The sequence below is a fragment of the Vitiosangium sp. GDMCC 1.1324 genome (assembly GCF_003044305.1).
GTDB lineage: Bacteria > Myxococcota > Myxococcia > Myxococcales > Myxococcaceae > Archangium.
Genome location: NZ_PZOX01000002.1, coordinates 140044 through 165084, shown reverse-complemented (window position 1 = coordinate 165084; position 25041 = coordinate 140044). Strand labels below are relative to the sequence as shown.

Here is a 25041-nt window from a genome sequence, read left to right as displayed (position 1 = left end):
CCTCCAATCCCATCCGCCTCAACTCAGCCGCAACGCAGCTGGAGGTCCGTATGAAGAATGTCGTGGGGGGGTCCACGGCCCGGCAGCTCGCTACCTATCTGCCTCATCTGCAACGCCACCGGGTGGCCCAGCGCAATGGCCCGGCGCGCATGCCCTCGGCCCAGCCGCTCTCGTGCGCCAACCTGATGGTGGACATCGTCGGCTTCACCGCGCTGGCCGAGCGGCTCGCGGAGGCGGGCCCGGTGGGTGCCGAGCAGCTCTCGGACGTGCTCAACACCTGGTTCGGCGCGATGATCGACATCATCCACGCCCACGGTGGAGACGTGTGGATCATCGCGGGCGACTCGGCGCACGTGCTGTGGCCGGCGTCCGAGGGCGGTGGCCTGGAGGAGCCGGTGGCGCTGGCGGCGCAGTGCGCGCTGGAGGTGCAGCGGCGCATGTCCACGTTCCAGTCCCATGGCACCTCGCTGCGCCTGCGCGCGGCGGTGGGGGCGGGCACGGTGTCCTGTTACGAGCTGGGCGGGGTGGAGGGACGCTGGGTGCCCCTGCTCACCGGCGAGCCCATCGTCCAGGTGTCGCGAGGCACGCAGGTGGCCCGTCCCGGTGAGGTGGTGCTGTCTCCCGAGGCGTGGACGCTGTTGGCGGGCCGCGGCACGGGCGACACGCGCGAGGGCGGACAGGTGTGCTTGAGCGCCATCTCGATCCCGGTGGAGCTTCCCACCGCTGGCAGGCCGGACGAGCTCCAGGAGTCCCATGCCCAGGTGCTGCGCTCCTACGTGCCGCCGGTGGTGTCCGAGCGCCTCCTGGCGGGGCAGACGGAGTACCTGGCCGAGTTCCGCACCGTGTCGGTGATGTTCGTGCACCTCTCCAGCCTGGATGCCGCCGCCTCCTTCGCCGAGCTGGCGGGGCCGCAGGAGGTGGTGTCGCTGGCGCAGGAGCAGCTGCGCCGCTTCGGGGGCACGCTGTACCAGTTGCTGCGCGACGAGAAGGGCACCACGCTGGTGGCTGCCTTCGGGCTGCCGCCGATGGCGCATGACGACGACGCCCGGCGCGCGGTGGAGGCGGCCCGGATCATCCGCGAGCGGCTGTCGGCCCTGGGCCAGCGTGCGGGCATCGGCGTGGCCACGGGCCGCGTCTTCTGTGGAGCGTACGGCCACCCCTCGCGCCTGCAGTACTCGCTGGTGGGCACCACGATGAACCTCGCCGCGCGCCTCATGCAGGCCACGGCCGGTGACGGGCTGCTGTGCGACAACTACACGCGCCAGGCAGCGGACCGCGAGCTGCGCTTCGAGGAGCTGGAGCTCATCTCCGTGAAGGGCTTCCAGTCTCCCGTGCGCGTGTTCCGCCCCGAGGGCCGCCGCGACTCGGCGCCCCCTTCTGTTGCCCGGATGTTGGGCCGCGGCCGGGAGCTGGAGCAACTCGAGGAGCGTGTGCGGCGTGTCGAGGACGAGCGCCAGGGAGGTGCTTGCCTCATCCGCGCCGAGGCCGGCATGGGCAAGTCCCTGCTGGTGGCCCACCTGCGAGGCCTCGCACACGCGCGAGGCGTCTCCGTCTTCCACGGCGCGGCCGAGTCCATCGAGACGCAGACGCCCTATTACGCCTTCCGCTCCCTGGTGGCCCGCTGGCTGGGCCTGGAGGCCGAGACGTCGCCCGCCTCCGCCGCCCGCCACGTCCAGGAGTGGCTGCGCGAGCACCACCCGGACCTGCTGGAGCTGGCGCCGCTGCTCGGCACCCTCCTGTCGCTGGAGCTGCCGGACAACTCGCTCACCCGGCAGATGCTGGGCCAGGCCCGCGCCGACAACCTGCACCGGCTGCTGCTCCGCGTGGCCACCCACGTGGCCGAGCACGAGCCCTCGCTCTTCCTCATCGAGGACGCGCACTGGCTGGACTCCTCCTCGTGGGCGCTGGTGCGCCTGCTGGTGGACAAGGTGCCCTCCGCCCTCGTCGTCCTCTCCTTCCGTCCCCTCGCCGATGCGCCCGCGGAGCTCAAGGCCATCCAGGAGGACTCGCGCACGTCACTCGTGGACCTGCAGCCGCTCGGGGCCTCGGACATCTTCGAGCTGGTGTGCGCGCGGCTCGGCGTGGGCTCGCTGCCCGAGAGCCTCCAGGCGCTCATCCTGGAGAAGGCCGAGGGCAATCCCTTCTACAGCGAGGAGCTGGTGCTCGCCCTGCGCGATGCCGGCATCATCGACACCTCGGGTGGCCAGTGCACGCTGGTGGGCGGTGAGCAGGCGCTGGCCCGGGCCAGCTTCCCCGGCACGCTCAGCGGCCTCATCACCAGCCGCATCGACAGGCTCCAGCCCCAGGTGCAGCTCACCCTGAAGGTGGCCAGCGTCATCGGCCGGGCCTTCGAGGACTACCTGCTGCACGGCATCCACCCCCTGGCGGGCGACCGGGCCGAGGTGCCCACGCACCTGTCGGCGCTCTCGCAGCTGGACTTCATCGCCCACAAGGCCGAGGAGTCGGACCCCGTCTGGTCCTTCCGCCACGCCGTCACCCACGAGACGACGTACGGACTGCTGCCCTTCGCCCTGCGGCGCACCCTGCACCGCGCCGCCGCCGAGTACCTGGAGCGCATCCACGCCAGCGACCTGACGCCCGTCTACGCCCTGCTGGCGCACCACTGGATGCACGCCGAGGTGGCCGAGAAGGCCGCCACAGCGCTCGCCCGCGCCGGAGAGCACGCGCTCAAGGTGTACGCGAACCAGGAGGCCATCGCCTTCCTCTCCAAGGCCCTGGAGTTCGACGCCCGCGCCCGCGCGCAGACCACGGTGGACACCCAGCGCTGCCGCCTGCACCGCATGCTCGCCGAGGCCCACTACAGCCTCAACCACTACGCCGAGGCGCGCGCCCACTGCGAGGCCGCGCTCCGGGCGGCGGGGCTGACGCCTCCCCAGGTGGACCTGCAGATGGTGCCGGACCTGGCCAACCACGTGCTGCGGCGCTGGTCGGGCGAGTCCCCGGCCCTGCCCGAGGAGCAGCGCGAGCGCTACCGCCTGGCCCTGCACGTGCTGGAGATCCTCTCCATCTGCCACAACTGGGAGAACAACCGGGCCGCGTTCGCCCACTCGGCGCTGATGAGCCGCAACGTCGCGGACCAGGTGGGCCCGTGCGCCGAGTCCGCCTTCGCCCAGGCGCAGCTCGGCTACATGCTGGCGGTGGTGGGCATGCGAGGCGTGGCGGAGCGGGACTTGCGGCGAGCGGTCGCCATGGCCGAGGAGACCGGCGAGCTGCAGTCCATCGTCTCGTGCCACGTGATGCTGGGGATGTTCCACAGCATGTCCGGCCAGGCGTCGCATGCCCTGGCGCCCCTGCGGCGCGCGGACTCGTGCATGCAGCTGCTCAACGGCGGCCTGTGGAAGCACCGGCCCCGCTTCATGCTGGCCGAGGCACTCATGTGCCTGGGCAAGTACCCGGAGGCGCAGCGCGGCTTCTCCGAGAGCGTCCTGCTGTCCCTGGGCGCCGAGCCGCACGTGGCGGGCATGTCCACCGCGCTCTCCGCGCTCTGCCTGCTGAGGATGGGCCGCGCCACCGAGGCGCTCGCCTTGCTGCAGGGCCGCGAGGGCCTGCCCCTGCTGCGCAGGCACCCGGTGCCCCTGTCGGTGTTCCTCGCCCAGGCCGTGTTGGCCGAGACGCACCTGGAGCTGGGGGACGAGGCCCAGGCACTGCGCGCCGTGGAGCAGGCCGAGCAGCTCCTGGCCTCGGGGCAGACGCTGGATGACTACTTCGCCAGCACGCTGGGCCACGCGGCGGTGGCCGAGCTCTACCTGCACCTCTGGGAGCGCCAGCAGTCCGGTGGCCCGGTGACGCTCGAGAAGAACGCGCTGAAGTCGCGCACCCGCGCCGCGTGCAAGCGTTTGAAGAAGATCGCCAACCTGTATCCGGGCGCGCGAGCGCGTCATGAGCTGGCGTTGGGGCGGCTGCATTGGCTCGAGGGCAGCAAGCTGCTGGCGCGCAGGGCCTGGCGGAGCGCGCTGGAGCTGGCCTCCGAGGCGGGCACGCCCTATGAGCAGGGCCTGGCTCACCACGAGTTCGGCCGGCATGCCAACGGCGCCGAGCGCACCACGCAGCTCGAGGCCGCTTGCCGCATCTTCGAGCGGCATGGGCTGGTCTACGCCCTGGAGCGCAGCCGCTCCGTGTTACGGCCTCCGGTGCAACGACCCACGGACCTGACACCGCCCCGGAGTGTCATCCCCAACAAGGACGGGAAGACGCGCGTCATCATCCTCGGGTCGGGGCCGGCCGGGCTGGCCGCGGCGTTCGAGCTGACCCGGACGCCCGCGCTGTGCGAGCGCTTCGACGTGACGGTTTACCAGGTGGGCTGGAGGTCCGGAGGCAACTGCTCCTCGGGCCGCATGCCGCCCTACCAGCAGGTGGAGCAGAACGGCACCCACTTCCTGTTCGGCTGCTACCACGACTCGTTCGACCTGGTGCGGCAGGCCTATGACGAACTGACGGCGCGCGGTGACACGAAGTGCGGCACCTTCGAGGAGGCCTTCCTCGCGCGCAGCACCGTGGTGTGCCGGCAGTTCTTCCAGGGGCAGTGGACCAACTGGGAGCTGCGCTTCCCCTCGTCCGGAGTGCTCCCCGAGGCGCGAGGCCCGCGGGACTACCTCCGCGCCGTGATGCGCTGGGCCCTCTCCCTCTTCAGCGACAACGCCCCGGAGAAGACGCGCTCACCGGAGATGGCCAGACTCGAGAAGCTCCTGCGGGAAGGGGTGGAGGGCATCGAGCGCTTCCTCTCGAGCTCCGGGCCGGCGCCCGAGAAGCTGACCTTCAAGCCCGTGGAGGACGTGTTGCGCAAGGTGCGCTCCGGCCTCTGGACGCTCCTGCGCCCCCGGTTGGAGACCGATCTGGGCGCGCTGCGCTTCTGGATCCTCCTGGACCTGGCGCTCACGACGGGCATCGGGATGATCGAGGACGACGTCTTCGGTCCCGAGGGCTTCGCGGTCATCGACAACCGGGACTACCGCAACTGGCTGGAGCACCACGGTGCCTCGCAGCTCGCCTGGGACTCGCCCGTGGTGCGCATGTGGTACGACGCGGTGGCGGCCTACCAGGGTGGAGATGTGGAGCGTCCCAACCTGTCGGCCGGCGTCAGCCTGGAGGCGCTGGCGCGCGCGGTGTTCACCTACCGGGGCGCGTTCGCCTGGCAGATGAAGTCGGAGATTGGTGACTCCTTCATCGCTCCGATAGTGCAGGCGCTGCGCTACCGAGGGGTGAAGTTCCGCTACTTCCACCGGGTCCGCGACGTGGTGCCCGAGGACGGGCGCATTGGCCGGGTGACGGTGGAGCAGCAGGTGGAACTGGTGAGCGGCAACCCGGACGCGTACGAGCCGTTCATCGAGGTGAAGGGCCGCAGGGCCTGGCCCGCGCATCCGCGCTACGAGCAGCTGCGCGACCCCGAGCGCGTGAAGGAGCTCAACCTCGAGTCCTTCTACACGGACCAGGTGGGCCCGCTGCGAGAGCTGCGGTACGGGACGGACTTCGAGCACGTGGTGTACGCGATGCCGGTGGGGACGGTGCCCTTCTACTGCCAGCGCATCCTCGCCGAGCGGGAGGACTGGCGGCGGATGGCCCAGAACACGCTGGCCGTCGAGACGCAGTCGCTGCGGCTCAACTTCAAGAAGAACCTGGCGGAGCTGGGGTGGCCGGGCCCGGTGCCCATCGTCTCGGCCATCCCACCACCGCTCAGCACCTGGGAGGAGGCCTCGCAGCTCATTGGCGTGGAGACGTGGCCGCCCGAGCTGGAGCCCAAGTCCATCGAGACGGCATTCGGCGCGCTCCCGGCGCCCGAGCAGTCGCCCGGGCCCGAGGCCAAGGATTACCCGCGCCAGCAGCAGCAGAAGGCCGAGGCCGCCGCGATGAGCTTCCTGCAAGGAGGGGCCGGCACGCTGTGGCCAGGGGTGGCCAGCTCGTTCAACCCGGCGGGCATCGACTGGGACCAACTGGTGGACCCCCAGAACCGCCCGGGCGAGGAGCGCCTCCAGGCGCAGACCATCCGGGCCAACTGTGGCCCGCTGGAGCGCTACACCATGGCCATGGCGGGGGGGTTGCAGTACCGACTGCGGCCCGACGGCTCGGGTTACACGAACATGGTGCTGGCCGGTGACTGGGTGCGCAACGGACTCGACATCGGCAGCGTCGAGGGCGCGGTGATGGCCGGCAGACAGGCGGCGGAGGCACTCACCGGCCGCCTGGCCGACACCCCGCAGCAGGCGCCCGCGAAGAAGTTCCAGGCGGGTTGAGCCAGCCATGGGAGCGCACCGCCCTGCCGCCAGAAGTACGCGGCAGGGTAGAGCGCTCTCGCCGCGGCTCGACGACCCTCCTGAGCCAGACCCTGTTCCTCGTCGGTCCAGAATTCGCCACGCATAGGCGCCTGTCTCCGTCGCGATGGAGCGTGCGTCACCCGCGCTTCGCCCAGCGCTCCGCCCATTCGACCAGCGGGAGGCATCGCTCCATCAGTTCCCGTCCGAGCGGCGTGAGCGCATAGCCCTCGGCCTCGTCGAGCGTGACCAGACCACTGTCCCGCAGCTCCTTGAGGCGCGTGTTGAGCACCGAGGGGCTCACGTCGCCACAGGCCTCGCGCAGGGCGCGGAACGTCAGGGCCTTCCCGCGCAGCTCCCAGATGATGCGCAGCATCCACCGCCGGCCGAGCAGATCCAGCAGGACCATGCTTGGCCGGCCGGTGCGCGAGCCTCGGGCGGGGGAGCCGGGTCGGGGTGTGCGTGCCATGGTGTCTCGCTTGCGCTACGGAAAAAGTAGCATTAGAGGTGACGTGCTACGAAAAAAGTAGCACCCCGAAACCGAGGAGGCGAGAAATGACCGGACCCCGCATCGCGCCCAAGGAGCCGCCGTACTCCGAAGCCGTCACCACCGCGCTCGCGCGCATCATGCCGGAGGGAGTTCCACCCCTCGTGCTCTTCCGCACGCTGGCGAAGAACGAGCGCGTCTTCAGCCGGCTGATGGCGGGCGGGCTGCTGGACAAGGGCAGCGTCAGCTTGCGCGAGCGGGAGCTGGTCATCGACCGCACCTGCTGGCGCTGCGGCTCCGAGTACGAGTGGGGCGTCCACGTCGCCTTCTTCGGCGAGCGCGTGCGCCTGACGCCCGAGGAAGTCCGGGGCCTGTGCACGGACGACTCGGAGGCCACGCCGTTCAGCCCGCGCGAGCGGCTGCTGCTGCGGCTCTGTGACGAGCTGCACGCGACGTCCACCGTTTCGGACGCGCTCTGGTCGGAGCTGGCGCGCGAGTGGAGCGAGGCGCAGCTCCTGGAACTGCTCGTGCTCGCGGGCTACTACCACGCCATCTCGTTCGTCACGAACGCGCTGCGCCTGCCGGTGGAGTCCTTCGGCGCGCGCTTCCCCAAACCCTGAAGTGGCTCAGGCGCCCGCCATGGCGGTGGACAGCTCCAGGCACTCGAGTAGCCCCCTGACGGCGCGACTTCGCCCCCGAGAGGCGCATTCCATGCTCGCTACGTGGGCTTGGTGTCTGACGGAAAGCAGGTCACAAGGCCCTTGGGAGAGCCGCTCCACGAGTCCCGGTCGAATATACCAATGACGTAAATGAGTTCTTCCTCATCGACGTCCTCGAAGCCTGGGTGTGGAGGCATCGGATGTTGGTACTGGTGCCACTGAGGCCGAGCGAGCTTCCGCCGTCCTCGTACGGTGCACTCCTCCGGCCGATACGCCCAGAGAGCGATGCGCGTCTCGTCGGTGTTCATGTACCACGAATTCAGTTTGGCCTCATTCGCGACGATGACCGCCTTGGCGCCCTCGAAGAGATCGTCGTCTGTCTCGAAGGTGGTGGCCAGCGGAAGATTTCTGGCGTCGAGCTGTACGGTCGTCAGGCCGCTGTGCCGGTCCAAGGCATGCCCGTAATCCTCGACCCAGTGTCTAATCTGCTCGTCCAGCGTCTGTTCGACTTGGGAAGCTTCAGCTCGCTCTTTTGCTTTTTTCTTGTACTTCTTGCCCGTCGTCACGACGAGCTTGTCTTTTGCCTTCAGCTGAACGGACGGTGCTTCGAGTCCGTTCAGCTGGCGTGGATTGATGTGACCCAAGGCCGGCTCGTCCTGCACCCCCAGCGAGGAGTCATGGCACTTCTCTGGCACCTCCAGCGCACTCTTTGAGGGACCTCGCGCAAGTGCCCACCCCATCCTGTCCGCCTCCGCCTCGAGGTCGGCGTCCTGCACCACGGCCACGCCGTAATTGTACGGGTTGTGCGCTCGCCCCGATCGCTGCTGCACCACGTGAGCGAGCTCGTGCCCGAGCAACTGCAACCCCCGCTCCGTGCGCGGGTTCCACTCCCCTGGGGCCAGATAGATATTCATGCCGGAGGTGAAGGCGCGCGCACCCATCTGCCGTGCCTCGGGGCTGACGTGGATGCGCACGCCGGAGAAGTCCTCGCCGAACAGGGCCTCGGCGCGATGCCGTACCTCCTCGGGGAGCGGTCTGCCACGCAGGCCCGGCCCTCTGAGCCCTTCGTGCATCGCTGGTTTCAGTCCTTGCTGCGCCTTCATTCGGAGCATCTCGTTCTCCTCCCTCCACCCGAGCAGCTCTCGGGCTATGTGTCGTGGACGGCTCGGGTCCTCGCTCGGAAGGACGAGCTGAGGGGTGGCACTGTGAACGGTCTGCTTGCGTGGGCGGTGGGAACACCACCGGCAGGAAGAGAAAGTCTTGGTAGTCGGCTCTTGGAGGATATGCTGTTCTTTCGTCTCGGACAGATCTCGTGGGTCCAGGGCAGATACCCCACTCTGGTTTCTCTCGTTGATCACCTCATGCGGCAGCACCTGCAGGGGCTTCGACCCGTCAAGAAACAGCCGTCCAGAAGGAGAGTCCGATGAAGTCCCTGTTTAAAGGCGACAAGGCGAAGGCGACGATGCTGGAGTGGTTCGATCGGTTCCGCGAACGGCTCCCCGTTCCCACCGAGAGCCGCACGGTGAGCACGCGATTCGGCGACACGCACGTGCTGGTGGGCGGACCTGAGAACGGTCCCAGTCTCGTCGTCCTCCACGGCGCGCTCGCCAACTCCGCCATCGCCCTTGTCGAGATGGCTCCCCTGCTGAAGCACTTCCGGGTCTACTCCGTAGACGTCATTGGCCAGTCGGTGAAGAGCGCGGACACGCGGCCCTCGGTGTCGAACAACGATTACGGGCTGTGGCTGCAGGACGTGCTCGATGGGTTGTCGCTGCGGAAACCCCACGTGGTGGGGGTCAGCTGGGGCGGCTTCGCCGCCATCCGCCTGGCCGCCTGTGCCCCGGAGCGGATCAACCGGCTCGTGCTGATGGTGCCGGCGGGGATGGTGAACGGTCCGGCATGGGCCGGGATCACCCGGATGGCAATCCCCATGATGCTCTACCTGAGGTCGCCGTCGGAGCGCCGCCTCAAGGCGTTCCTGAAGAACCTGCTCACCAACTGGGACGACACCTGGGCCACGTACATGGGCGAAGCCTTGCGCGCCTACGACACGAACATGCGCATGCCCGCCCTCGCCAGGCCTCACGAGCTGAAGAACTTCAGCGCACCGACGCTGGTGATCGGTGCGGACCGGGATCTCAGCTTCCCGGGAGAAAAAGTCCTCGCGCGTGCGGCCGAGCTCTTCCCTTCACTCACCGACAAGGAGCTCATCCGCGACTGCAATCACTGCCCGCCCACGACGGATGAGTTCCGCGGCTGGGTGTCGAACCGGATCAGCCAGTTCCTGCTCGCGAACTGAGCCTGCCCCACGTAGCCGGGGCAAACCCACATGCAAAGCGCCGCGCGGGCCCAGAAGACGCCCTCGTACACCACCACCACCGTGAAGCGCTCGGCGTCTCAGCGGGAGCGGACATCCTTCGGACGGCTCCCGACGAATGCCGCCAGGTGCTCGCCGGTCAGCGTCGACCTTGCCGCCACCAGGTCGGCCGGGGTGCCTTCGAACACGATCCGCCCGCCGTCGTGGCCCGCGCCCGGCCCGATGTCGATAATCCAGTCGGCGTGCGCCATCACCGCCTGGTGGTGCTCGATCACGATGACCGACTTGCCGGAGTCGACCAGCCGGTCCATCAGCCCGAGCAGTTGCTCGAGGTCGGCCAGGTGCAACCCGGTGGTCGGCTCGTCGAGCACGTAGACGCCGCCGTCGGCACCCATGTGCGTCGCGAGCTTGAGCCGCTGCCGCTCGCCACCCGACAGCGTGGTGAGCGGTTGGCCGAGCCGCAGGTAGCCGAGCCCCACGTCGGCCATGCGCTGCAGGATTTCGTGCGCGGCCGGCGTACGCGCCTTGCCGGTGCCGAAGAAGCCGACCGCGTCTTCGACCGACAGGTCGAGCACCTCGGCGATGTTGAGCCCGCCGAGCCGGTATTCCAGGACCGACGCCTGGAATCGCCGGCCCTCGCAGTCTTCGCAGACCGTGGTGACGCCGGCCATCATCGCCAGGTCGGTGTAGATCACCCCGGCGCCGTTGCAGGTCGGACAGGCGCCCTCGGAGTTGGCGCTGAACAGGGCGGGCTTCACGCCGTTGGCCTTCGCGAACGCCTTGCGGATTGGCTCCAGCAGGTCGGTGTACGTCGCCGGGTTGCTCCGCCGCGAGCCACGGATCGGGGTCTGGTCGACCGACACCACTCCATCCCGGCCACACACCGAGCCGTGAATCAGTGAGCTCTTGCCCGACCCAGCCACGCCGGTCACCACCACCAGCACGCCCAGCGGGATGTCGACATTGACGTTCTTCAGGTTGTGGGTGCGGGCGCCGCGCACCTCCATCACACCCGACGGCTTGCGCACCGACGGCTTCAGGGAGGCCCGGTCATTGAGGTGACGCCCGGTGAGCGTGCCGCTGGCCCGCAGCCCGTCGACAGTGCCCTCGAAGACCACCTCACCGCCGGCGGTGCCGGCGCCGGGGCCGAGGTCGACGACGTGGTCGGCGATCGCGATCACCTCCGGCTTGTGCTCGACCACGAGGACGGTGTTGCCCTTGTCGCGCAGCCGCAGCAGCAGGTCGTTCATCCGCTGGATGTCGTGGGGGTGCAGCCCGACCGTCGGCTCGTCGAAGACGTAGGTCACGTCGGTGAGTGACGATCCGAGGTGGCGGATCATCTTGGTGCGCTGCGCCTCACCACCCGACAGCGTGCCGGACGGCCGGTCGAGGCTGAGGTAGCCAAGCCCGATCTCCACGAACGAGTCGAGCGTCTGCCGCAGCGTCGCCAGCAACGGTGCGACGGACGGCTTGTCCAGACCGCGCACCCACGCGGCCAGGTCGTTGATCTGCATCGCGCAGGCGTCGGCGATGTTGATCCCCTTGATCTTGGAGGACCGGGCGGCCTCGTTGAGCCGGGTGCCGCCGCACTCGGGGCAGGTAGTGAAGGTGACCGCGCGCTCCACGAACGCCCGGATGTGAGGCTGCAGCGCGTCGACGTCCTTGGACAGGAACGACTTCTGGATCCGCGGGATGAGGCCCTCGTAGGTGAGGTTCACGTTCTGGACCTTCACCTTGGTCGGCTCCTTGTGGAGGAAGTCGTGGCGCTCCTTCTTGGTGTAGTCACGGATCGGCTTGTCCGGGTCCAGGAAGCCCGAGGCCGCGAAGATGCGCACCTGCCAGCCGTCGGCCGTGTAGCCGGGGATCGTGAGCGCACCCTCGTTGAGCGACTTGCTGTCGTCGTACAGCTGGGTCAGGTCGATGTCGGTGACCGAGCCCATGCCCTCGCATCGCGGGCACATGCCGCCGTTGACGGTGAAGACGCGCTTCTCGGACTTGCCAGCTCCCTTCTCAACCGAGATCTGCCCGACCGCGCGAACCGACGGGACGTTGAAGGAGAAGGCGTTGGACGAGCCGATATGCGGCTTGCCGAGGCGGCTGAACAGCACCCGCAGCATCGCGTTGGCGTCCGTCACCGTGCCGACCGTCGAGCGGGAGTTGGCGCCCATCCGCTCCTGGTCAACGATGATCGCGGTCGTCAGCCCTTCCAGTACGTCGACTTCAGGCCGGGCCAGCGTCGGCATGAATCCCTGCACGAACGCGCTGTAGGTCTCGTTGATCATCCGCTGCGACTCCGCCGCGATGGTGCCGAACACCAGCGACGACTTGCCTGAGCCCGAGACGCCGGTGAACACAGTCAGTCGCCGCTTGGGGATCTCGACGCTGACGTCCTTCAGGTTGTTCTCTCGGGCGCCCTGGACGCGAATCAGGTCGTGGCTGTCTGCGGAGTGCTTATTGGAGGAGGCCATGTGCGCACTCATGTCATTGAGCACCGACGGGCTTGTCAAGAGAGCCCCCGCGGGCGTCTCGGGTCCCCCACGGGGTTGGCAGTTTCTGCTGGCGGACGTCTTCGGACGGCTGCCGACGAGTTCGTCATATGACTTGACGGGCATATGAACGTGGAGGTACATACGCGGACGTGGAATTGGACGCCTCGTCGGCGCCGAGGCCACCCCCGGTTGGTCTCCTGACGCCCCGAAGCGTTGAAACGTGAGAGGAAGAACCCTATGGAATCGACTCTGCAGAAGCCGGCCTTCGTCGCCGCCAAGACCGCCCCCAAAGCCACGACCATCGCCTATTGGATCGTCACCGCGCTCTTCTGCCTGCAGATGGGCTTCACCGCCTATGCGCAACTGCGCCTGCCGCAGGTGGCGCAGGCGTTCACCCACCTCGGCTTCCCCGACTACTTCCGGGTGGAGCTCTCATGGGCCAAGTTCCTTGGCGTGGTGCTGATGCTTGCGCCGGTGCCGGCGCGGCTCAAGGAGTGGGCCTACGCCGGCTTCGCCATCACCCTCGTCTCGGCGCTCCTCGCCCACCTCGCGGTGGGCGATGGCCCGGAGGCGTGGGGCTGGGCGGCGGCCACCGGCGTGCTCTGGGGGCTCTCGTACTTCTTGTGGCGCCGCCTCTAGCAGAGGCTTCGGCGCCATGATCGCGCCGAGTCCTCGTGCAATCACTTACGGGCACTCCATCCTCATGGCGATGGATGACGGCGGATGGCCCACCGGACAATGGAGCCGGAACCACATGGGCCATGAAGCACCCGCTACATGATCGCGGCACGCCGTACGCCGGGAAGGTGCGCGTGAGCCGCTGGCTGGGAACGAAGCGCAGCAGCGGACGCTGAAGCCTTCGCGACCTCCTCCGCTCACAGTGTCCTCTTCCCTGCTACCCCGTATTTCCATTGATTGAGTGTTTCACTCGCAGTCATAGTCTCCCGCCTCGAGCGGCTTATCGCCGCTCTTCAAGGGGAGACACTGAATGCGCACCTGGATGCTCGCAGCATGCTTCTCGCTCACCCTCACCGCCTGTGGAACCGAGCCCTCGGCATCTCCCGCCGCGCAGCAGCACACCGGTGACATCGGCTCCACTTCGGACATCCAGGCCGCGCTCGCGGCGCTTCCCTCCGCCGAGGTCGTGGGCTCTCACGAAGATGGTGTCCCCTTCATGATCAAGGGCCGGCTGGGTGCCGCCCAGGGCCTCGCCGCGGGCTCCTCCCTATCGAACATCGCCGCGGTGTTCCGCTTGCAGTCCTCCGACCTGGTGCTCGTGCGCTCGGACACGGATGAGCAGGGAAACACTCATCTGCGCTACCGCCAGACGAAGAACGGTCTGCCCGTGATCGGCGGTGAGCTCATCGTCCACCAGGACGTCCATGGCCTCATCTCCTCGGCCAACGGCTCGGCGCGCGACGGCGAGTCGGCTCCATCCAAACCGCTCATCGCCAGCGACGCCGCCAGGCTCGCCGCCCTCGACGCCACCGCGGGACTCCGCCTCCAGACCCAGGGGGAGCCGCGTCTGGTGTATGTGCGCTCCGGCCAGGACAACACGCTCAAGCTCGCCTACGAGGTGGTGGTCACGGGCGAGGGCGCCACCCAGCCCATCCGCGACCACGTCTTCATCAACGCGCTGACCGGCTCCGTCGAGCAGCGCGACTCGGACGTCCGCGCGGCGCTCTATCGCAGCATCAAAACGTGGCCGAACAACATCGTCGTCCGCGTCGAGGGGCAGCCCGCCACGGGCGATGCGATCACGGATGCGATCTATGACAACCTGGGCGAGGCCTACAATTGCTTCAAGACCGTGTTCAACCGCGACTCGTATGACGACGCGGGCGCGCCGCTGATAGCCCTCTCCCACTACAACAACTCCAACTACACCGACGTCAACTGGGACGGCACCCAGTTGCTGTTCACCGATGGCAACGGCGTGGACTCCCTCTCCTGCGGTCTGGACAAGGACTCGACCACGCACGAGCTCTTCCACGCGGTCATCGAGCGCACGTCCAACCTCGCCTACACGGGCGAGCCCGGGGGTCTCAACGAGTCCATCGCCGACATCATGGCCAGCGTGTGCGAGAGCTGGGCCTCGGGGACCTGGTCCACGGCCGTGGACATCTACAAGCTCGGCGAGGACATCTGGACGCCCACCATCTCCGGTGACGCGTACCGCTACATGGACAATCCGGCCCTGGATGGCATCTCGCTGGATTACTGGACGAGCAGCGCTGGCAGCATGGACGTGCACTACAGCTCGGGCATCAGCAACCTGGCCTATGCACTCTTGTCCAAGGGGGGCACGCACCCGCGCGGCAAGAGCACCACGGTCGTGCCGGCGCTCGGCGTGGAAAAGGCCGGCCGCATCTTCTACACGGCCAACCAGGTCTTCTTCACGACCTCCACCACGTTCGCTCAGGCAAAGACATACACCGAGCAGGCCGCGGCGTTCCTCGGCTACTCCACGGCGGATGTGGCCTCCGTGACGGCGGCCTGGCAGGCGGTGGGCGTGGGCATCTCCAACCCACTGACCAACGGCGTGGCGAAGACAGGCCTCTCCGCCTCGACGGGCAAGGCGCTGTACTATTACCTGGACGTTCCAGCCAACAAGGCGTCCACGTTCACCCTCAGTGGCGGCACGGGTGACGCGGACCTGTACGTGAGGGCCGGCGCCATCCCGACCACCTCCTTGTACGACTGCCGCCCGTACCAGACCGGCAACGCCGAGACGTGCAGCATCGCCGCGAAGACCGCGGCTGCCCGCCTCTACGTGATGGTGCACGCCTACAGCACCTACTCCGGTGTCTCGCTCGTGGGCTCCTACTGAGCCCGAGCGTCGAGGCGGACCCCTCGGAAATCCGCGAGGGGCCCGCGCGAATCCACGGCGGCCGCGCTCCCCTACGCCCCCATCTGGAGGAGCACGGTGCCCTGCTTGTGTCCCGAGTCGACGCGGCGGTGGGCCTGGGCGCTGTCTTCCCAGGGATAACGGCGGTCGATGACCGCGCGGAGCCGGCTCGCTTCGGCGAGCTCCCTGAGAAAGCACAGGTCCTTCCTCTTCGTGCTCGGCGGCCGCAGGCCGGTCAGCGCCAGGAGCGCTCTCCTGCTTCCGAAGAAACGTGTCCAGAGCATGTCCGCAAACATCCCCAGGGTGGGAACGGTGGAGAGATAGATGCCCCTGTCCGTCAGCGCGTCCTTGCATCGCGAGAAGGAGCTCTTTCCCACGGCATCGAACACCACGTGGTAGGCGCCTCGACGTCGGGTGAAATCCTCCCGCGTGTAGTCGATGACTTCGTCCGCTCCGAGGGCACGCACCCTGTCGACATTTTCCGTGCTGCAGACAGCGATGACGTGCGCGCCGTAGTACCTGGCCAGCTGCACCGCGGCGGAGCCCACACTCCCGGAAGCGCCGTTGACGAGGACGGTCTGCCCTCGCTGCACGCGTCCGTGGTCGCGGAGGAAGGGCAGCGCCGTCATGGCTCCGTCACAGAGAGATGCTGCCTCGTCGTACGTCATGTTCGACGGCTTGCGCGCGACGGCACCATCCTCACGCAGGCACACGAATTCGCCATGGGCGCCGAACGCAGCGCCCGTCGCGGCGAAGACCGGGTCGCCCGGCCTGAAGTGCGTGACCCCGCTGCCCACCGCCTCGACGTCTCCGGCGAGCTCGGTGCCCAGGATGCGCTTGCGTGGCCTCCTGAGCCCAAACGCCAGCCGCGTGCTGAAGTGGTCGCCCTTGCGGAAGGTGCTGTCCGCCGTGGTCACCGCCGCCGCTCGGACCCGGACCAATATTTCGCCCTCCCCGGGGACGGGCTTCACGACGTCCTGGAGCTTCAGGACCTCCGGCGGGCCGTAGTCCTCATACACGATGGCCTTCATACGCGGTCTCCTTCGATGGGCGCCCGGAGCACCCGTGCAAGTCGTGGAGCCTTTCTCCCATGCAGGATTGCACCTGTCCTCGGCCAGACCTGCTGATGTGATATGCGGAAATGCATGGATTGGAGCCACGTGGAGTTCGACTGGAATCACGTCCGCGCGTTCCTCGTGACCGCCGACGAAGGGTCCTTCTCCGCCGCGGCGCGCGCGCTCGGCATCGCGCAGCCGACGGTGGGTCGCCAGGTGGCGGCGCTCGAGGCCGAGCTGGGTGTGACGCTCTTCGAGCGCGCGGGGCGAGGGCTGGCCCTCACGCCCACCGGGCTCGAGCTCGTCGAGCACGTCCGCACCATGTGCGACGCGGCCTTCCGCGTCTCACGCGTGGCTGCCGGCCAGGCGGTGTCGCTCGACGGCCCCGTCTGCATCACCGCCAGCGAGATGGTGGCGGCCTACCTCCTGCCGCCGATCATCACGGCCCTGCGCGCCCGGCATCCGGGCATCGAAGTGGAGATCGTCGCCTCGAACGTCGCCATGGACCTCCGCCGCCGCGAGGCCGACATTGCCATCCGTGGCTTTCGCCCGACCGAGCCTGACCTGATTGCGCGGAAAATCCGCGACAACGAGGCATACCTGTACGCGGCGCCGAAGTATCTGCGAACGCTCGGTACGAAGCTCACCCGGGACGACCTCGCGCGTGCGACCTTCATCGGCTTCGACCGCGCAGACACCTACCGCAAAGGCCTCGTGGCGCTCGGCCTGTCGCTGACCGAGAAGAACTTTCCTCTCCTCAGCCAGAGCCAGCACGTGCAGTGGGCGCTCGTCCGCGAAGGCGCGGGCATCGGCATCATGATCTCCGAGGTGGGCGACGCCGACCCCTCCGTCCGCCGCGTGCTGAAGGACCTTCCTCCCCTCACATTCCCGATGTGGCTCGTCACGCATCAGGACGTGCGCACGAGCCGCCGGGTCCGACTGGTATCCGAGTTCCTCGCCGAGGAGCTGGGTCGACCGGGAGCAGCCCGGGCGAAGGGGTAGTTGAGGGCATGGTGACGGCCGGCAGGCAGGCGGCCGAGGCGCTCACCCGCCGTCTGGTTGACACTCGCGCCCCTGAAGTCACGGGCCAGTCAAGGAGGCCACTGCCTCCCACTCCAGGCGTCTTTTGACCGCGGGAGATCCAATCGGGCCTTCCACGGACAATTCCAGCATGACGGATGGATGACGCGGGCGGCGAGGCACGGTAAGTCGCTGACGGATGGAGTGGGATGAGCGGACATTGCAACGCTTCCGGGACGGAGATCCGGAGACGATGGGCCGGGTGTACCGGGCGCACGCGGAGACGCTGGCCCGGATGCTCCGGGCCATGGCGTGGCGTGGGCGGGGGTTCACTCAGGTGAGGGGCTCGCTGGAGCTGGAGAACACGGTGCTGGAGACGTTCGCCCGGGCCTTCGAACCGAGGGCGCGGGCGGCGTACGACGGAGTGCGGCCGTACGGGCACTTCCTGGTGGGGATCGCGCGCAACGTGATGCTGGAGCAGACACGGCAGCGCGAGGTGTCGGTGGGGTTGGAGCCCTTCGAGGAGGCGGGCCAGGCGCCGGAGGAGGGCAACGGGCTGGCGCAGGCGCTGGAGGACCGGGAGGTGGAGGGGCTGCTGGCGAGCTTCAAGGAGGGGCTGACGGCGGAAGAGCGGCGGCTGTTCGAGCTGCGCTTCGGCGAGGAGGGGATGGCGCAGGAGGGGGCGGCGGAGAGGTTGGGACTGACGCGCATCCAGGTGCGTCGACGGGAGCTGGGATTGAAGACGCGGCTGCTCGAGTACCTGCAGGCGCGTGGCTACCTGGAGGGGATGGAAGTGAAGGGGTGGAGCTTCTTCAAGCGGCGAGGCCAGTCATGACGAGGTGCGCGGACCGACAGGCGAAGCAGGCACTGGAGGCGCTCTTCCGGGGCGAGCTGGACGGGGAGGGTTTCACCCGGCTGCGCGCGCACGCGGAGGGGTGTGAGGAGTGCCGCGAGGCCTACGACAAGCTGGGCCGGGTGGAGTCGGTGCTGGAGAAGCGCGCGCTGCCCGCGAGTCGGGAGGCGCTGCTGGAGAAGGAGTTGTTCGCACGGTTGGGCGCTGCGGCGAAGCCGGCGCGGGCACCCGTTCCCGAGCGCAAGCGCTTCTTTCCAACGTTCTTCATCCCGGTCGTGGGATTCGCGGCGGCCGTGGTGGCGCTGATGCTGGTGGTGCCGAGGCTGCGGACCCAGGAACCCGAGTGGCAGTCGCGTGGAGGCGGGACGGGGACGGAGGCCTGGGGTTTGCGGGCCTTCTGCGTGGGCTCGGACGGGCAGGTGCGGGCCGAGGCGAGGCCCGGCGGGACGCTGGTGTGTGGCGAGGGGAACGCGGTGCAGTTCAGCTACACGGCGCCGGAGGACGTGAGGCTCTCGGTGGAGGCGACCTCTCCCGAGGGGGAGCCGCTGCGGTTCTTTCCGCCCGAGGGCTCGGCGCAGGAGGTGACGGCGGGCGTGGACACGTTGCTGCCCTTCAGTACGCCCGTGCAAGGGAGCTGGCTCTCCGGGCCGTTGGAAGTACGAGCAACCTTTACGGACTCCCAGGGCCACACCCTCTCCCGTACGCAGCTGACCCTCTCGCCGAAATGACAGACACTCCCTCTCCTTTCCACGAGAGGGGCACGTCTCTCTTCTCTGGCTTGACCGCCCCGGATCGATCGTGGATAGTGCCGCCGCGAAGTTGAGAATGATTCTCGACATCAAAATCAGCGCTGGTGCCACGGACGCGAGAGTGTGTCGTGGCCCGGGTCGGCCATGCGGTCGAACGGGCGTTCGCTTTTCGCCGACCTGAATCAACGACCGCCTGGAGTGATGCGAGCTCCGCCTCCGGGCCTTCTCCGATCCGGATGGCGGATGTTCTCGCTTCTCTCGTGTCTCTCCCTTCTCCTGGCGGCGGCCCCGGCGGCTCCCGCTGATGCAGCACCCGGACCGGTGGTCGAGGCTCCTCGTCGAACGGATACCGTCGAGGTCCCGTATCCCGAGTCGGAACTCGCGGCCCGCCGGGAGGCCGACGTGGTCCTGATGCTCACCCTCGACGAGAACGGTGCCGTCACCGAGTCGGAGGTCGTGAGGTCGGCGGGGGCGGCGTTCGACGAGGCGGCGCGGGCCGCGAGTCTCACCTTCCGCTTCGAGCCCGCTCGGATGGAGGGCAGACCCGTGGCCTGCCGGATCGAGCTCGTCCACAGCTTCCGGCTCGCGCCCGAAGCACCAGCGTCTCCCGCGCCCGCCGAGCCCACCGCGTCCGCTGAGACCACCACGCCCGCTGAACCCGTGCCCGCCGAGCCCACGCCCACCGGGGAAGAGCGCGTTCACAAGACAACCGTTCGCGGCCAGTCGGAAGCGGAGCGGATGCGCCAGTCCGCCGAGGCCGTGAAGGTGGTCGATACCCGGCACGCGAAGGCGCAGTCCGCGGATCTCGGCCAGGTGCTGGCGCAGCAGGAGGGGGTGGCGGTCCGCCGCACGGGGGGCCTCGGGAGCTCGGCGCGCTTCTCCCTCAACGGACTGAGCGACGAGCAGATCCGCTTCTTCCTGGATGGCATTCCGCTCGAGCTCGCGGGCCATCCGTTCGGCATCGCCAACGTGCCCGTGAACCTCGTGGAGCGAATCGAGGTCTACCGCGGCGTCGTGCCGGTGCGGTACGGGGCCGATGCCCTGGGCGGCGCGGTCAATCTCGTCAGCGCGCCACTGCGAGGGGGAGCGCACGGTGCCATCTCCCTGCAGGGAGGCTCGTTTGGCACGTGGCGCCTCGCCCTCGCGGGCAGCTACAGCCAAGAGCCGGGCGGGTTCTTCGCCCGGGCCCACCTGTTCGCGGACACGGCGCGCAACAACTACCCCATCGACGTCGAAGTGGCCGACGACCAGGGCCGACTTCAGCAGGCCACGGTTCCCCGCTTCCATGATGGCTACAAGGCCCTGGGCGGTGGGCTCGACGTGGGCCTCATGTCCCTGGGTTGGGCGGACCGGCTGGTCTTCCGGGCGTTCGGCTCCGGCACGGGCAAGGAGTTGCAGCACAACCTCGTGATGCGGGGCGTGCCCTATGGCGAGGCCCACTACGGTGTGACCTCCGCCGGTGGCCAGCTGCTCTATGAGAAGGCATTCACCGAGGCCCTGCGCCTCGACGTCGTCGGCGGGTACGGGTGGCAGGCCACCGACTTCGTCGATGTCTCGAACTGGGTCTACGATTGGTACGGCCAGCGGGTGCGTGAGCGGACCCTGCCCGGAGAGATTGGCGGCGAGGCGACGGACCAGACCCTCCGGCAGCACGCGGCCTATGGCCGTGCCAACGTCGCCTGGACCCTCTCCGACTCTCAGCGGCTCCGGCTCTCCCTCGCGCCCACCCAGACGTGGCGTACCGGCGAACAGAGGCTTACCACCAATGGCCAGGATCCCCTCGCAGCGGAACGGGAGCTCTTCACCGCGGTCCTCGGCCTCGAATACGAGCTGGACCTGTTCGACGACGCCCTCGAGGTGATCCTCTTCGGCAAGGACTACCACTACGTGGCCCGGGCCCAGGCGCTCGCTGCCGGCGGTGGATGGCGGCGCGAGGACCGCGACCAGCAGCAGCTCGGCGGCGGTGTGGCGCTGCGCGTGCGGCTCGCCAGCCCGCTCTACCTCAAGGTGAGCTACGAGAGGGCAACACGGCATCCCCGGGTGGACGAGGTCTTCGGCAATGGCGTCCTCATCCACGAGAACCTCGAGCTCGAGCCCGAGCTCAGTCACAACATCAACCTCGGCCTCGCCACGTCGCCGCTGCGCTCGGGCCTGGGCACCTTCCGCGGCGAGCTCAACGGCTTCGCGCGCCTGGCCCAGAACCTGATCATCCTCCTCGGCGACAATCGCGATTGGCGCTACCAGAACGTCTACGGGGCCAGAGTGCTTGGCGTCGAGGGGTCCGCGGGCTGGAGCTCCTCCGGAAGCCTCTTCCACGTCGACGCGAACGCCACCGTCCAGGATGCCCGGAACGCCTCGGCACAGGGGACCTTTGGTGCGTTCGATGGCGACCGGCTCCCGAACCGGCCGTGGTTCTTCGCCAATGCGACGGCGCGGATGTCCGTTCGCGAGCTCCTGGCGGCGCGGGACGAGCTCTCGCCCTTCTGGAGCGCTCGCTACATCCACGAGTTCGTCCGGGGCTGGGAGAGCGCGGGGGCACAGTCGACGAAAGACGTGATCCCGAGCCAGTTCGTGCAGACCGCTGGTGTGGGCTATCGCGTGAGCCTGGGCGAGCGGGTGATGGGCCTCACCGCCGAGGTGGAGAACCTCGGCGACGCACGGAACTACGACTTCTTCGGAGTCCAGCGCCCCGGCCGCTCCTTCTGGCTCAAGGGTACCTTCGAGTATTAGCCCGGCGCGCGGATCTCAGCGCAGCTTCACGAGCTGGTAGGCCCAGCCGAGGGTCTCGAAGCGCGGCTCGGCGGCCCCTGTGACGCCGAGCTCGTAGACCGTGGTCTTCGCGTAGTCGGCGCTCGGGAGCAGCAGGAAGGTGCGGCCGTCGAGGACGAAGGCGTAGTAGCCGCCAGCGATTCCGCCCAGCCCCTCGATGGGCGCGCCCGTGCCCGTCTCGAGGTTGACGCGCCACAGCCGCCAGTTGCTGCCGCTGGTGATGGCCGACGGCGTGGTGTTCTCGTCGATGTTCATCTGCTCGTCATGGAGCACGGCGACGATGCCCACCTGGTTGGACAGGTAGCGGAACCCCGCGATCTGCCGGCCGCCCACGATTTCAGAGAGCCGGTGGGTCCAGCTCTCGTCGACGGCCAGCTCACCCGCCTTGACGCGGACGGCGCAGGTGTCCGGCGCGCCTTCCTCGAGGACCGGGGCCGCGGCACTGAAGACCCAGTTGCTGAAGTAGAGGTTACCGTTCTCGTCTCGCGTCGCCATGTCGAGCCCCGGGCACGGCGCATCGAGCAGCTTGACCAGCCGGTCGTCGGCGTTCGAGTACACGGCGATCTGCGAACCCGGGGAGAACCGGTAGAAGGAGCTGTCGGTCCAGTAGAAGGGCTGGAACGAGTAGCCATCACGCACGGCCGTGCTCCGGTCAAAGCCCGCCTTCACGACGAGGCCGTCGCGCTCGGCGGCCAGGCCGGGTGCGTCGGCGACGCCGGAGATCTCCATCGCCGAGGGATTCCACACAATCCGCCGGGACTCCTCGAGCTGCATGTAGGCGGTGGAGGTGTCGACGAACACATTCTTGTAGAGCGGCGTCACGGCGGGGCCATAGTTGGCGAAGCTCAACCGGCCATCCGGGTTCAGGGTGCAGCCGGTGCCGACCGCGTAGCGGCTGATCTCCGGCGCTTCTCCGTCACCGACGAAGAGCTTCCCTCCGATCGCGCCAATCGTCGCGAAGCCCCCATGCTCCTGGGCCTGGTCGAGGGGAACGCTCTGCACGTCGAGCGACTCCAGGATGCTCACGTACGTGGTTGCGCCGTCGCTGTCGAAGATGGACGTGGCGAGGGCATAGAGGGGGCCATTCCCCGTGGTGGCACACGGCTCGCTCGGTTCGGGCTCGGTTCCACACGCGGCGAGGGCTGCTCCGAGCAGCAGGGCGGATGCCGCGGGCGCGGTGGCGAGACGACGGTAGGGCTTCATGGATGCTCCGGTGGGGTTGTTCGTGCGGAAAACGAGGTCAGGCGATGGAGCCAGAGGAGCCGGTGGCCAGCGCCTCCTCGGGATGCGAGGGACCGTGGCGAGACGGGAGCCGGGAGAGGGTTCTCGCGGCGCCAGCGAGCAGCAGACCCAGGAAGACGAGGCCGAGCTCCGTCGCGAAGACGAAGGCGGAGCCGGGGACGAAGGGAACGCGGGCGGTTCGCACGGCGTCGATCAGCGGCACCACGAAGAGCATGCCGCTCGCACCCGTGAGCAGCCTCCGCGCGGCGCGTGCGGCGGAGCGATCGGCGAGGGCATAGCCGAGCGCCACGGCCCAGGCGGCATAGAAGAGCGCGTGTTCGTACCTCGGGCGGTCGTGGAGCCCGGGGGGGAGGAACTGGTTCGCCACGAACAGGACGGCCACGGCGAAGGGGAGACCCGCGCAGCCGCCCGCCGTCAGCTTCTCCAGGAGCCGGTCGAAGGAGCCGAGCCCCCGGGACCGGCGGCGCTCCAGCCAGAGGAGATTCCCCGCGAGGATGCCGAACGCGGCGAGCAGGGCCAGCAGCGCGTAGAGCACCTTCGTGGCGAGCCCCGCCCAGGCGGCGAAGTGCAGGCCCGAGAGCGTCTCCATGATTCGTGAGTAGTGCGTGGCTCCGCCAGGCTCCCGGACCCGGAGGAGCTCGCCGTCCCGCGACACCCAGGCATGATCGTACGCGTTGAGGCCGCCGCGGCCCTCGCCGGGCAAGTGGACGACGGCATGGGCATCGCCGAGGTTGTCGATGAAGAACCAGCGATGGGTCGACGCGGGGAACCGCGCCTGGGCCCTCTCGAGGGCGAGTCTCAGGTCGGGCGCCGGGGCGGACTCGCCCTTTGGGGGACGCGGCGACGGCCAGTCGATGGCGTTCTCGAGGGCGTGCTCATCGCCTCGCAAGGCCGTGGCGGCCGCTGCCGGCTGGAGCCAGGCGGACAGGCAGAGCACGGTCCCCGTCAGCGCGAAGAGCAGCAGGAACGGGCTGCTGATCACTCCGAGCACCTTGTGTGCGTCGGACCAGAGGACCCGCCGGGCCTGGTGGGGCCGGAACTGCACGAGCTCGCGTACCAGCTTCCCGAACTGGATGAGGAGTCCTGTCACAATCAAGAGCAGGAGCACGATGGACGCGATGCCCGCGACATACTTCCCCCCCGGGATGGGCCCGAGGAAGTGCATCTCGTTGAGGAACTCGCCCAGGTCGCTGCGCTCCCCGAGCTTCCGCCCGGACAGGGGCTCCACCCAGGTGGAGTGGATGGCACCATCAGGAGCCATGCGCCAGAGCCGCAGCCAGGGCTCCTCGTCGGTGGGCAGCGTGATGCCGAACCAGGCGGGCTTCGCCGCGGCCTCGCCGTCCACCACGCGCTGCGCGAGCTCGAGCGCGCGCTCATCGGAGATGGCGATGGGCCCTCGGAACGCGGGCTCCTGCCAGGGAGCGAGCTCCTCGGCGAAGAGGGCGAAGGGCCCGAGGAAGAAGAGGGTGAAGAGCACGATGGACGAGAGGGCTCCGGCCCAGGCGTGCGCATCCCAGAGGATCTCGTAGGCTCGTGGAGACAGCTTCATGAGAGGACCAGGACGGCGGCGGACGCGGCGCCCACTACGACGGAGCCGAGCCATGCGCGCGGCCCACTGCGGGCAAGCAACGCCAGGCACACCGCCAGGACGATCGCCGGAGCTGCCGCCAGGAGCGCGACGAGGAGCCGGATGTCTCCAGGCAGGGGAAGCACCGTGGCGAGGGCGAGATCCGCGAGGACAGCGGCCCCCGGTGCGGCCGAGACCGCCGCGGAGATGCGCCCGGCTCCGTGTTCGTGCTTGCGCGCCATCACGCTCCTCCGAGCCACTTCACGACGAGCACCAGGGCGAGGACCTGGACCACGCCCCAGGTGCGGCGCGGCCAGAGCGGATGGCAGAGCGCGAGCAGTGAGAGCGCGAGCATCAGCGACGTGGCGGCCACCGTGAGACCAATGCCCCAACCTTCCGCCGATACGCCCGCCAGCGCCCCGGCCACGAGCGCGCTCGCACCCGCGGCACGGGCCCAGGCACGGTGGCGGCGGAGCGCCTGCTGCCATGCGCTTTCAGCGCGGGCCGACGGGGCTCCGACGCCATAGAGAAGGGCGGCCCCGAGCAGGGTCAGGAACATCGAGAGCGCCATATCCTCCTCGGGGGCGGATATTGATACTGAGAATCAGTATCAAAAAATGGCCGCAGTTGACCCCTGAGGGAGGGAGGAGTCAAGCGCGAACGCGGCAGCACTCCCTGCTCCAGGGAGTGCAGGCAGACACGGCGGTCACACTTGGCGTC

17 protein-coding genes are annotated in these 25041 nt (G+C 68.7%); 9 read left to right on the top strand and 8 right to left on the bottom strand.

Annotated features, from left to right (window positions below):
* Nucleotides 1–50 precede the first annotated feature (50 nt).
* Nucleotides 51–6248 (top strand): AAA family ATPase, encoded by a 6198-nt coding sequence (locus tag DAT35_RS05125; protein ID WP_108065779.1) that lies wholly within the window; start codon nt 51–53, stop codon nt 6246–6248.
* A gap of 157 nt (nt 6249–6405) precedes the next feature.
* Here DAT35_RS05125 and DAT35_RS05120 read toward each other — a convergent pair whose 3' ends face one another.
* Nucleotides 6406–6735: a helix-turn-helix domain-containing protein gene (locus tag DAT35_RS05120; protein ID WP_108065778.1), complete on the bottom strand. Its 330-nt coding sequence runs from the start codon at nt 6733–6735 to the stop codon at nt 6406–6408.
* A gap of 86 nt (nt 6736–6821) precedes the next feature.
* On the opposite strand from DAT35_RS05120, the gene DAT35_RS05115 reads away from it, so the two are divergent.
* A complete protein-coding gene (locus DAT35_RS05115; RefSeq protein WP_108065777.1) occupies nt 6822–7373 on the top strand; it encodes a carboxymuconolactone decarboxylase family protein in 552 nt (183 codons plus the stop codon).
* A gap of 98 nt (nt 7374–7471) precedes the next feature.
* On the opposite strand, the gene DAT35_RS05110 is transcribed toward DAT35_RS05115, so the two are convergent.
* Nucleotides 7472–8515, bottom strand: a complete 1044-nt coding sequence (locus tag DAT35_RS05110) for a DUF4157 domain-containing protein (RefSeq protein ID WP_158501557.1) — start codon at nt 8513–8515, stop codon at nt 7472–7474.
* Between the two features lie 320 nt (nt 8516–8835).
* On the opposite strand from DAT35_RS05110, the gene DAT35_RS05105 reads away from it, so the two are divergent.
* On the top strand, nt 8836–9711 hold the full coding sequence (locus tag DAT35_RS05105; protein WP_108065775.1) for an alpha/beta fold hydrolase: 876 nt from the start codon (nt 8836–8838) through the stop codon (nt 9709–9711).
* A gap of 98 nt (nt 9712–9809) precedes the next feature.
* Here DAT35_RS05105 and DAT35_RS05100 read toward each other — a convergent pair whose 3' ends face one another.
* Nucleotides 9810–12197: an excinuclease ABC subunit UvrA gene (locus DAT35_RS05100; RefSeq protein ID WP_233261312.1), complete on the bottom strand. Its 2388-nt coding sequence runs from the start codon at nt 12195–12197 to the stop codon at nt 9810–9812.
* Nucleotides 12198–12455: 258 nt separating this feature from the next.
* On the opposite strand from DAT35_RS05100, the gene DAT35_RS05095 reads away from it, so the two are divergent.
* Together DAT35_RS05095 and DAT35_RS05090 are read left to right on the top strand one after the other, a co-directional pair.
* Nucleotides 12456–12857: a DoxX family protein gene (locus tag DAT35_RS05095; protein WP_108065774.1), complete on the top strand. Its 402-nt coding sequence runs from the start codon at nt 12456–12458 to the stop codon at nt 12855–12857.
* A gap of 349 nt (nt 12858–13206) precedes the next feature.
* Nucleotides 13207–15048, top strand: a complete 1842-nt coding sequence (locus DAT35_RS05090) for a M4 family metallopeptidase (RefSeq protein WP_108065773.1) — start codon at nt 13207–13209, stop codon at nt 15046–15048.
* Nucleotides 15049–15119: 71 nt separating this feature from the next.
* Here DAT35_RS05090 and DAT35_RS05085 read toward each other — a convergent pair whose 3' ends face one another.
* Nucleotides 15120–16097, bottom strand: a complete 978-nt coding sequence (locus DAT35_RS05085) for an NAD(P)-dependent alcohol dehydrogenase (RefSeq protein ID WP_108065772.1) — start codon at nt 16095–16097, stop codon at nt 15120–15122.
* A gap of 129 nt (nt 16098–16226) precedes the next feature.
* Between DAT35_RS05085 and DAT35_RS05080 the strand changes: the two genes are divergently transcribed.
* From DAT35_RS05080 to mxcH, 4 genes are all read left to right on the top strand, one after another.
* Nucleotides 16227–17123, top strand: coding sequence for a LysR family transcriptional regulator (locus DAT35_RS05080; RefSeq protein ID WP_233261311.1), 897 nt, complete (start codon nt 16227–16229; stop codon nt 17121–17123).
* Nucleotides 17124–17361: 238 nt separating this feature from the next.
* The gene (locus tag DAT35_RS05075) at nt 17362–17976 is read left to right on the top strand and encodes an RNA polymerase sigma factor (RefSeq protein WP_233261310.1); all 615 of its coding nucleotides are present in this window, start codon (nt 17362–17364) and stop codon (nt 17974–17976) included.
* Nucleotides 17973–18722: a zf-HC2 domain-containing protein gene (locus tag DAT35_RS05070; protein WP_108065769.1), complete on the top strand. Its 750-nt coding sequence runs from the start codon at nt 17973–17975 to the stop codon at nt 18720–18722. Before DAT35_RS05075 ends, DAT35_RS05070 begins: the two co-directional genes overlap by 4 nt.
* 264 nt (nt 18723–18986) lie before the next feature.
* Nucleotides 18987–21473: a TonB-dependent siderophore myxochelin receptor MxcH gene (gene mxcH / locus DAT35_RS05065; RefSeq protein ID WP_108065768.1), complete on the top strand. Its 2487-nt coding sequence runs from the start codon at nt 18987–18989 to the stop codon at nt 21471–21473.
* A 15-nt stretch (nt 21474–21488) separates the two neighbouring features.
* Here mxcH and DAT35_RS05060 read toward each other — a convergent pair whose 3' ends face one another.
* Genes DAT35_RS05060 through DAT35_RS05045 form a run of 4 tightly spaced genes read right to left on the bottom strand, consistent with a single transcriptional unit; the run spans nt 21489 to nt 24892 of the window.
* Entirely contained in the window at nt 21489–22715 is a 1227-nt protein-coding gene (locus DAT35_RS05060) for an MxcI (RefSeq protein ID WP_108065767.1), read from the bottom strand.
* Nucleotides 22716–22752: 37 nt separating this feature from the next.
* On the bottom strand, nt 22753–24303 hold the full coding sequence (locus DAT35_RS05055) for a PepSY domain-containing protein (protein WP_108065766.1): 1551 nt from the start codon (nt 24301–24303) through the stop codon (nt 22753–22755).
* Nucleotides 24300–24563: a hypothetical protein gene (locus tag DAT35_RS05050; RefSeq protein WP_108065765.1), complete on the bottom strand. Its 264-nt coding sequence runs from the start codon at nt 24561–24563 to the stop codon at nt 24300–24302. Before DAT35_RS05050 ends, DAT35_RS05055 begins: the two co-directional genes overlap by 4 nt.
* Nucleotides 24563–24892 (bottom strand): hypothetical protein, encoded by a 330-nt coding sequence (locus DAT35_RS05045; RefSeq protein ID WP_108065764.1) that lies wholly within the window; start codon nt 24890–24892, stop codon nt 24563–24565. The genes DAT35_RS05050 and DAT35_RS05045 overlap by 1 nt, the downstream gene beginning before the upstream one ends.
* Nucleotides 24893–25041 lie beyond the last annotated feature (149 nt).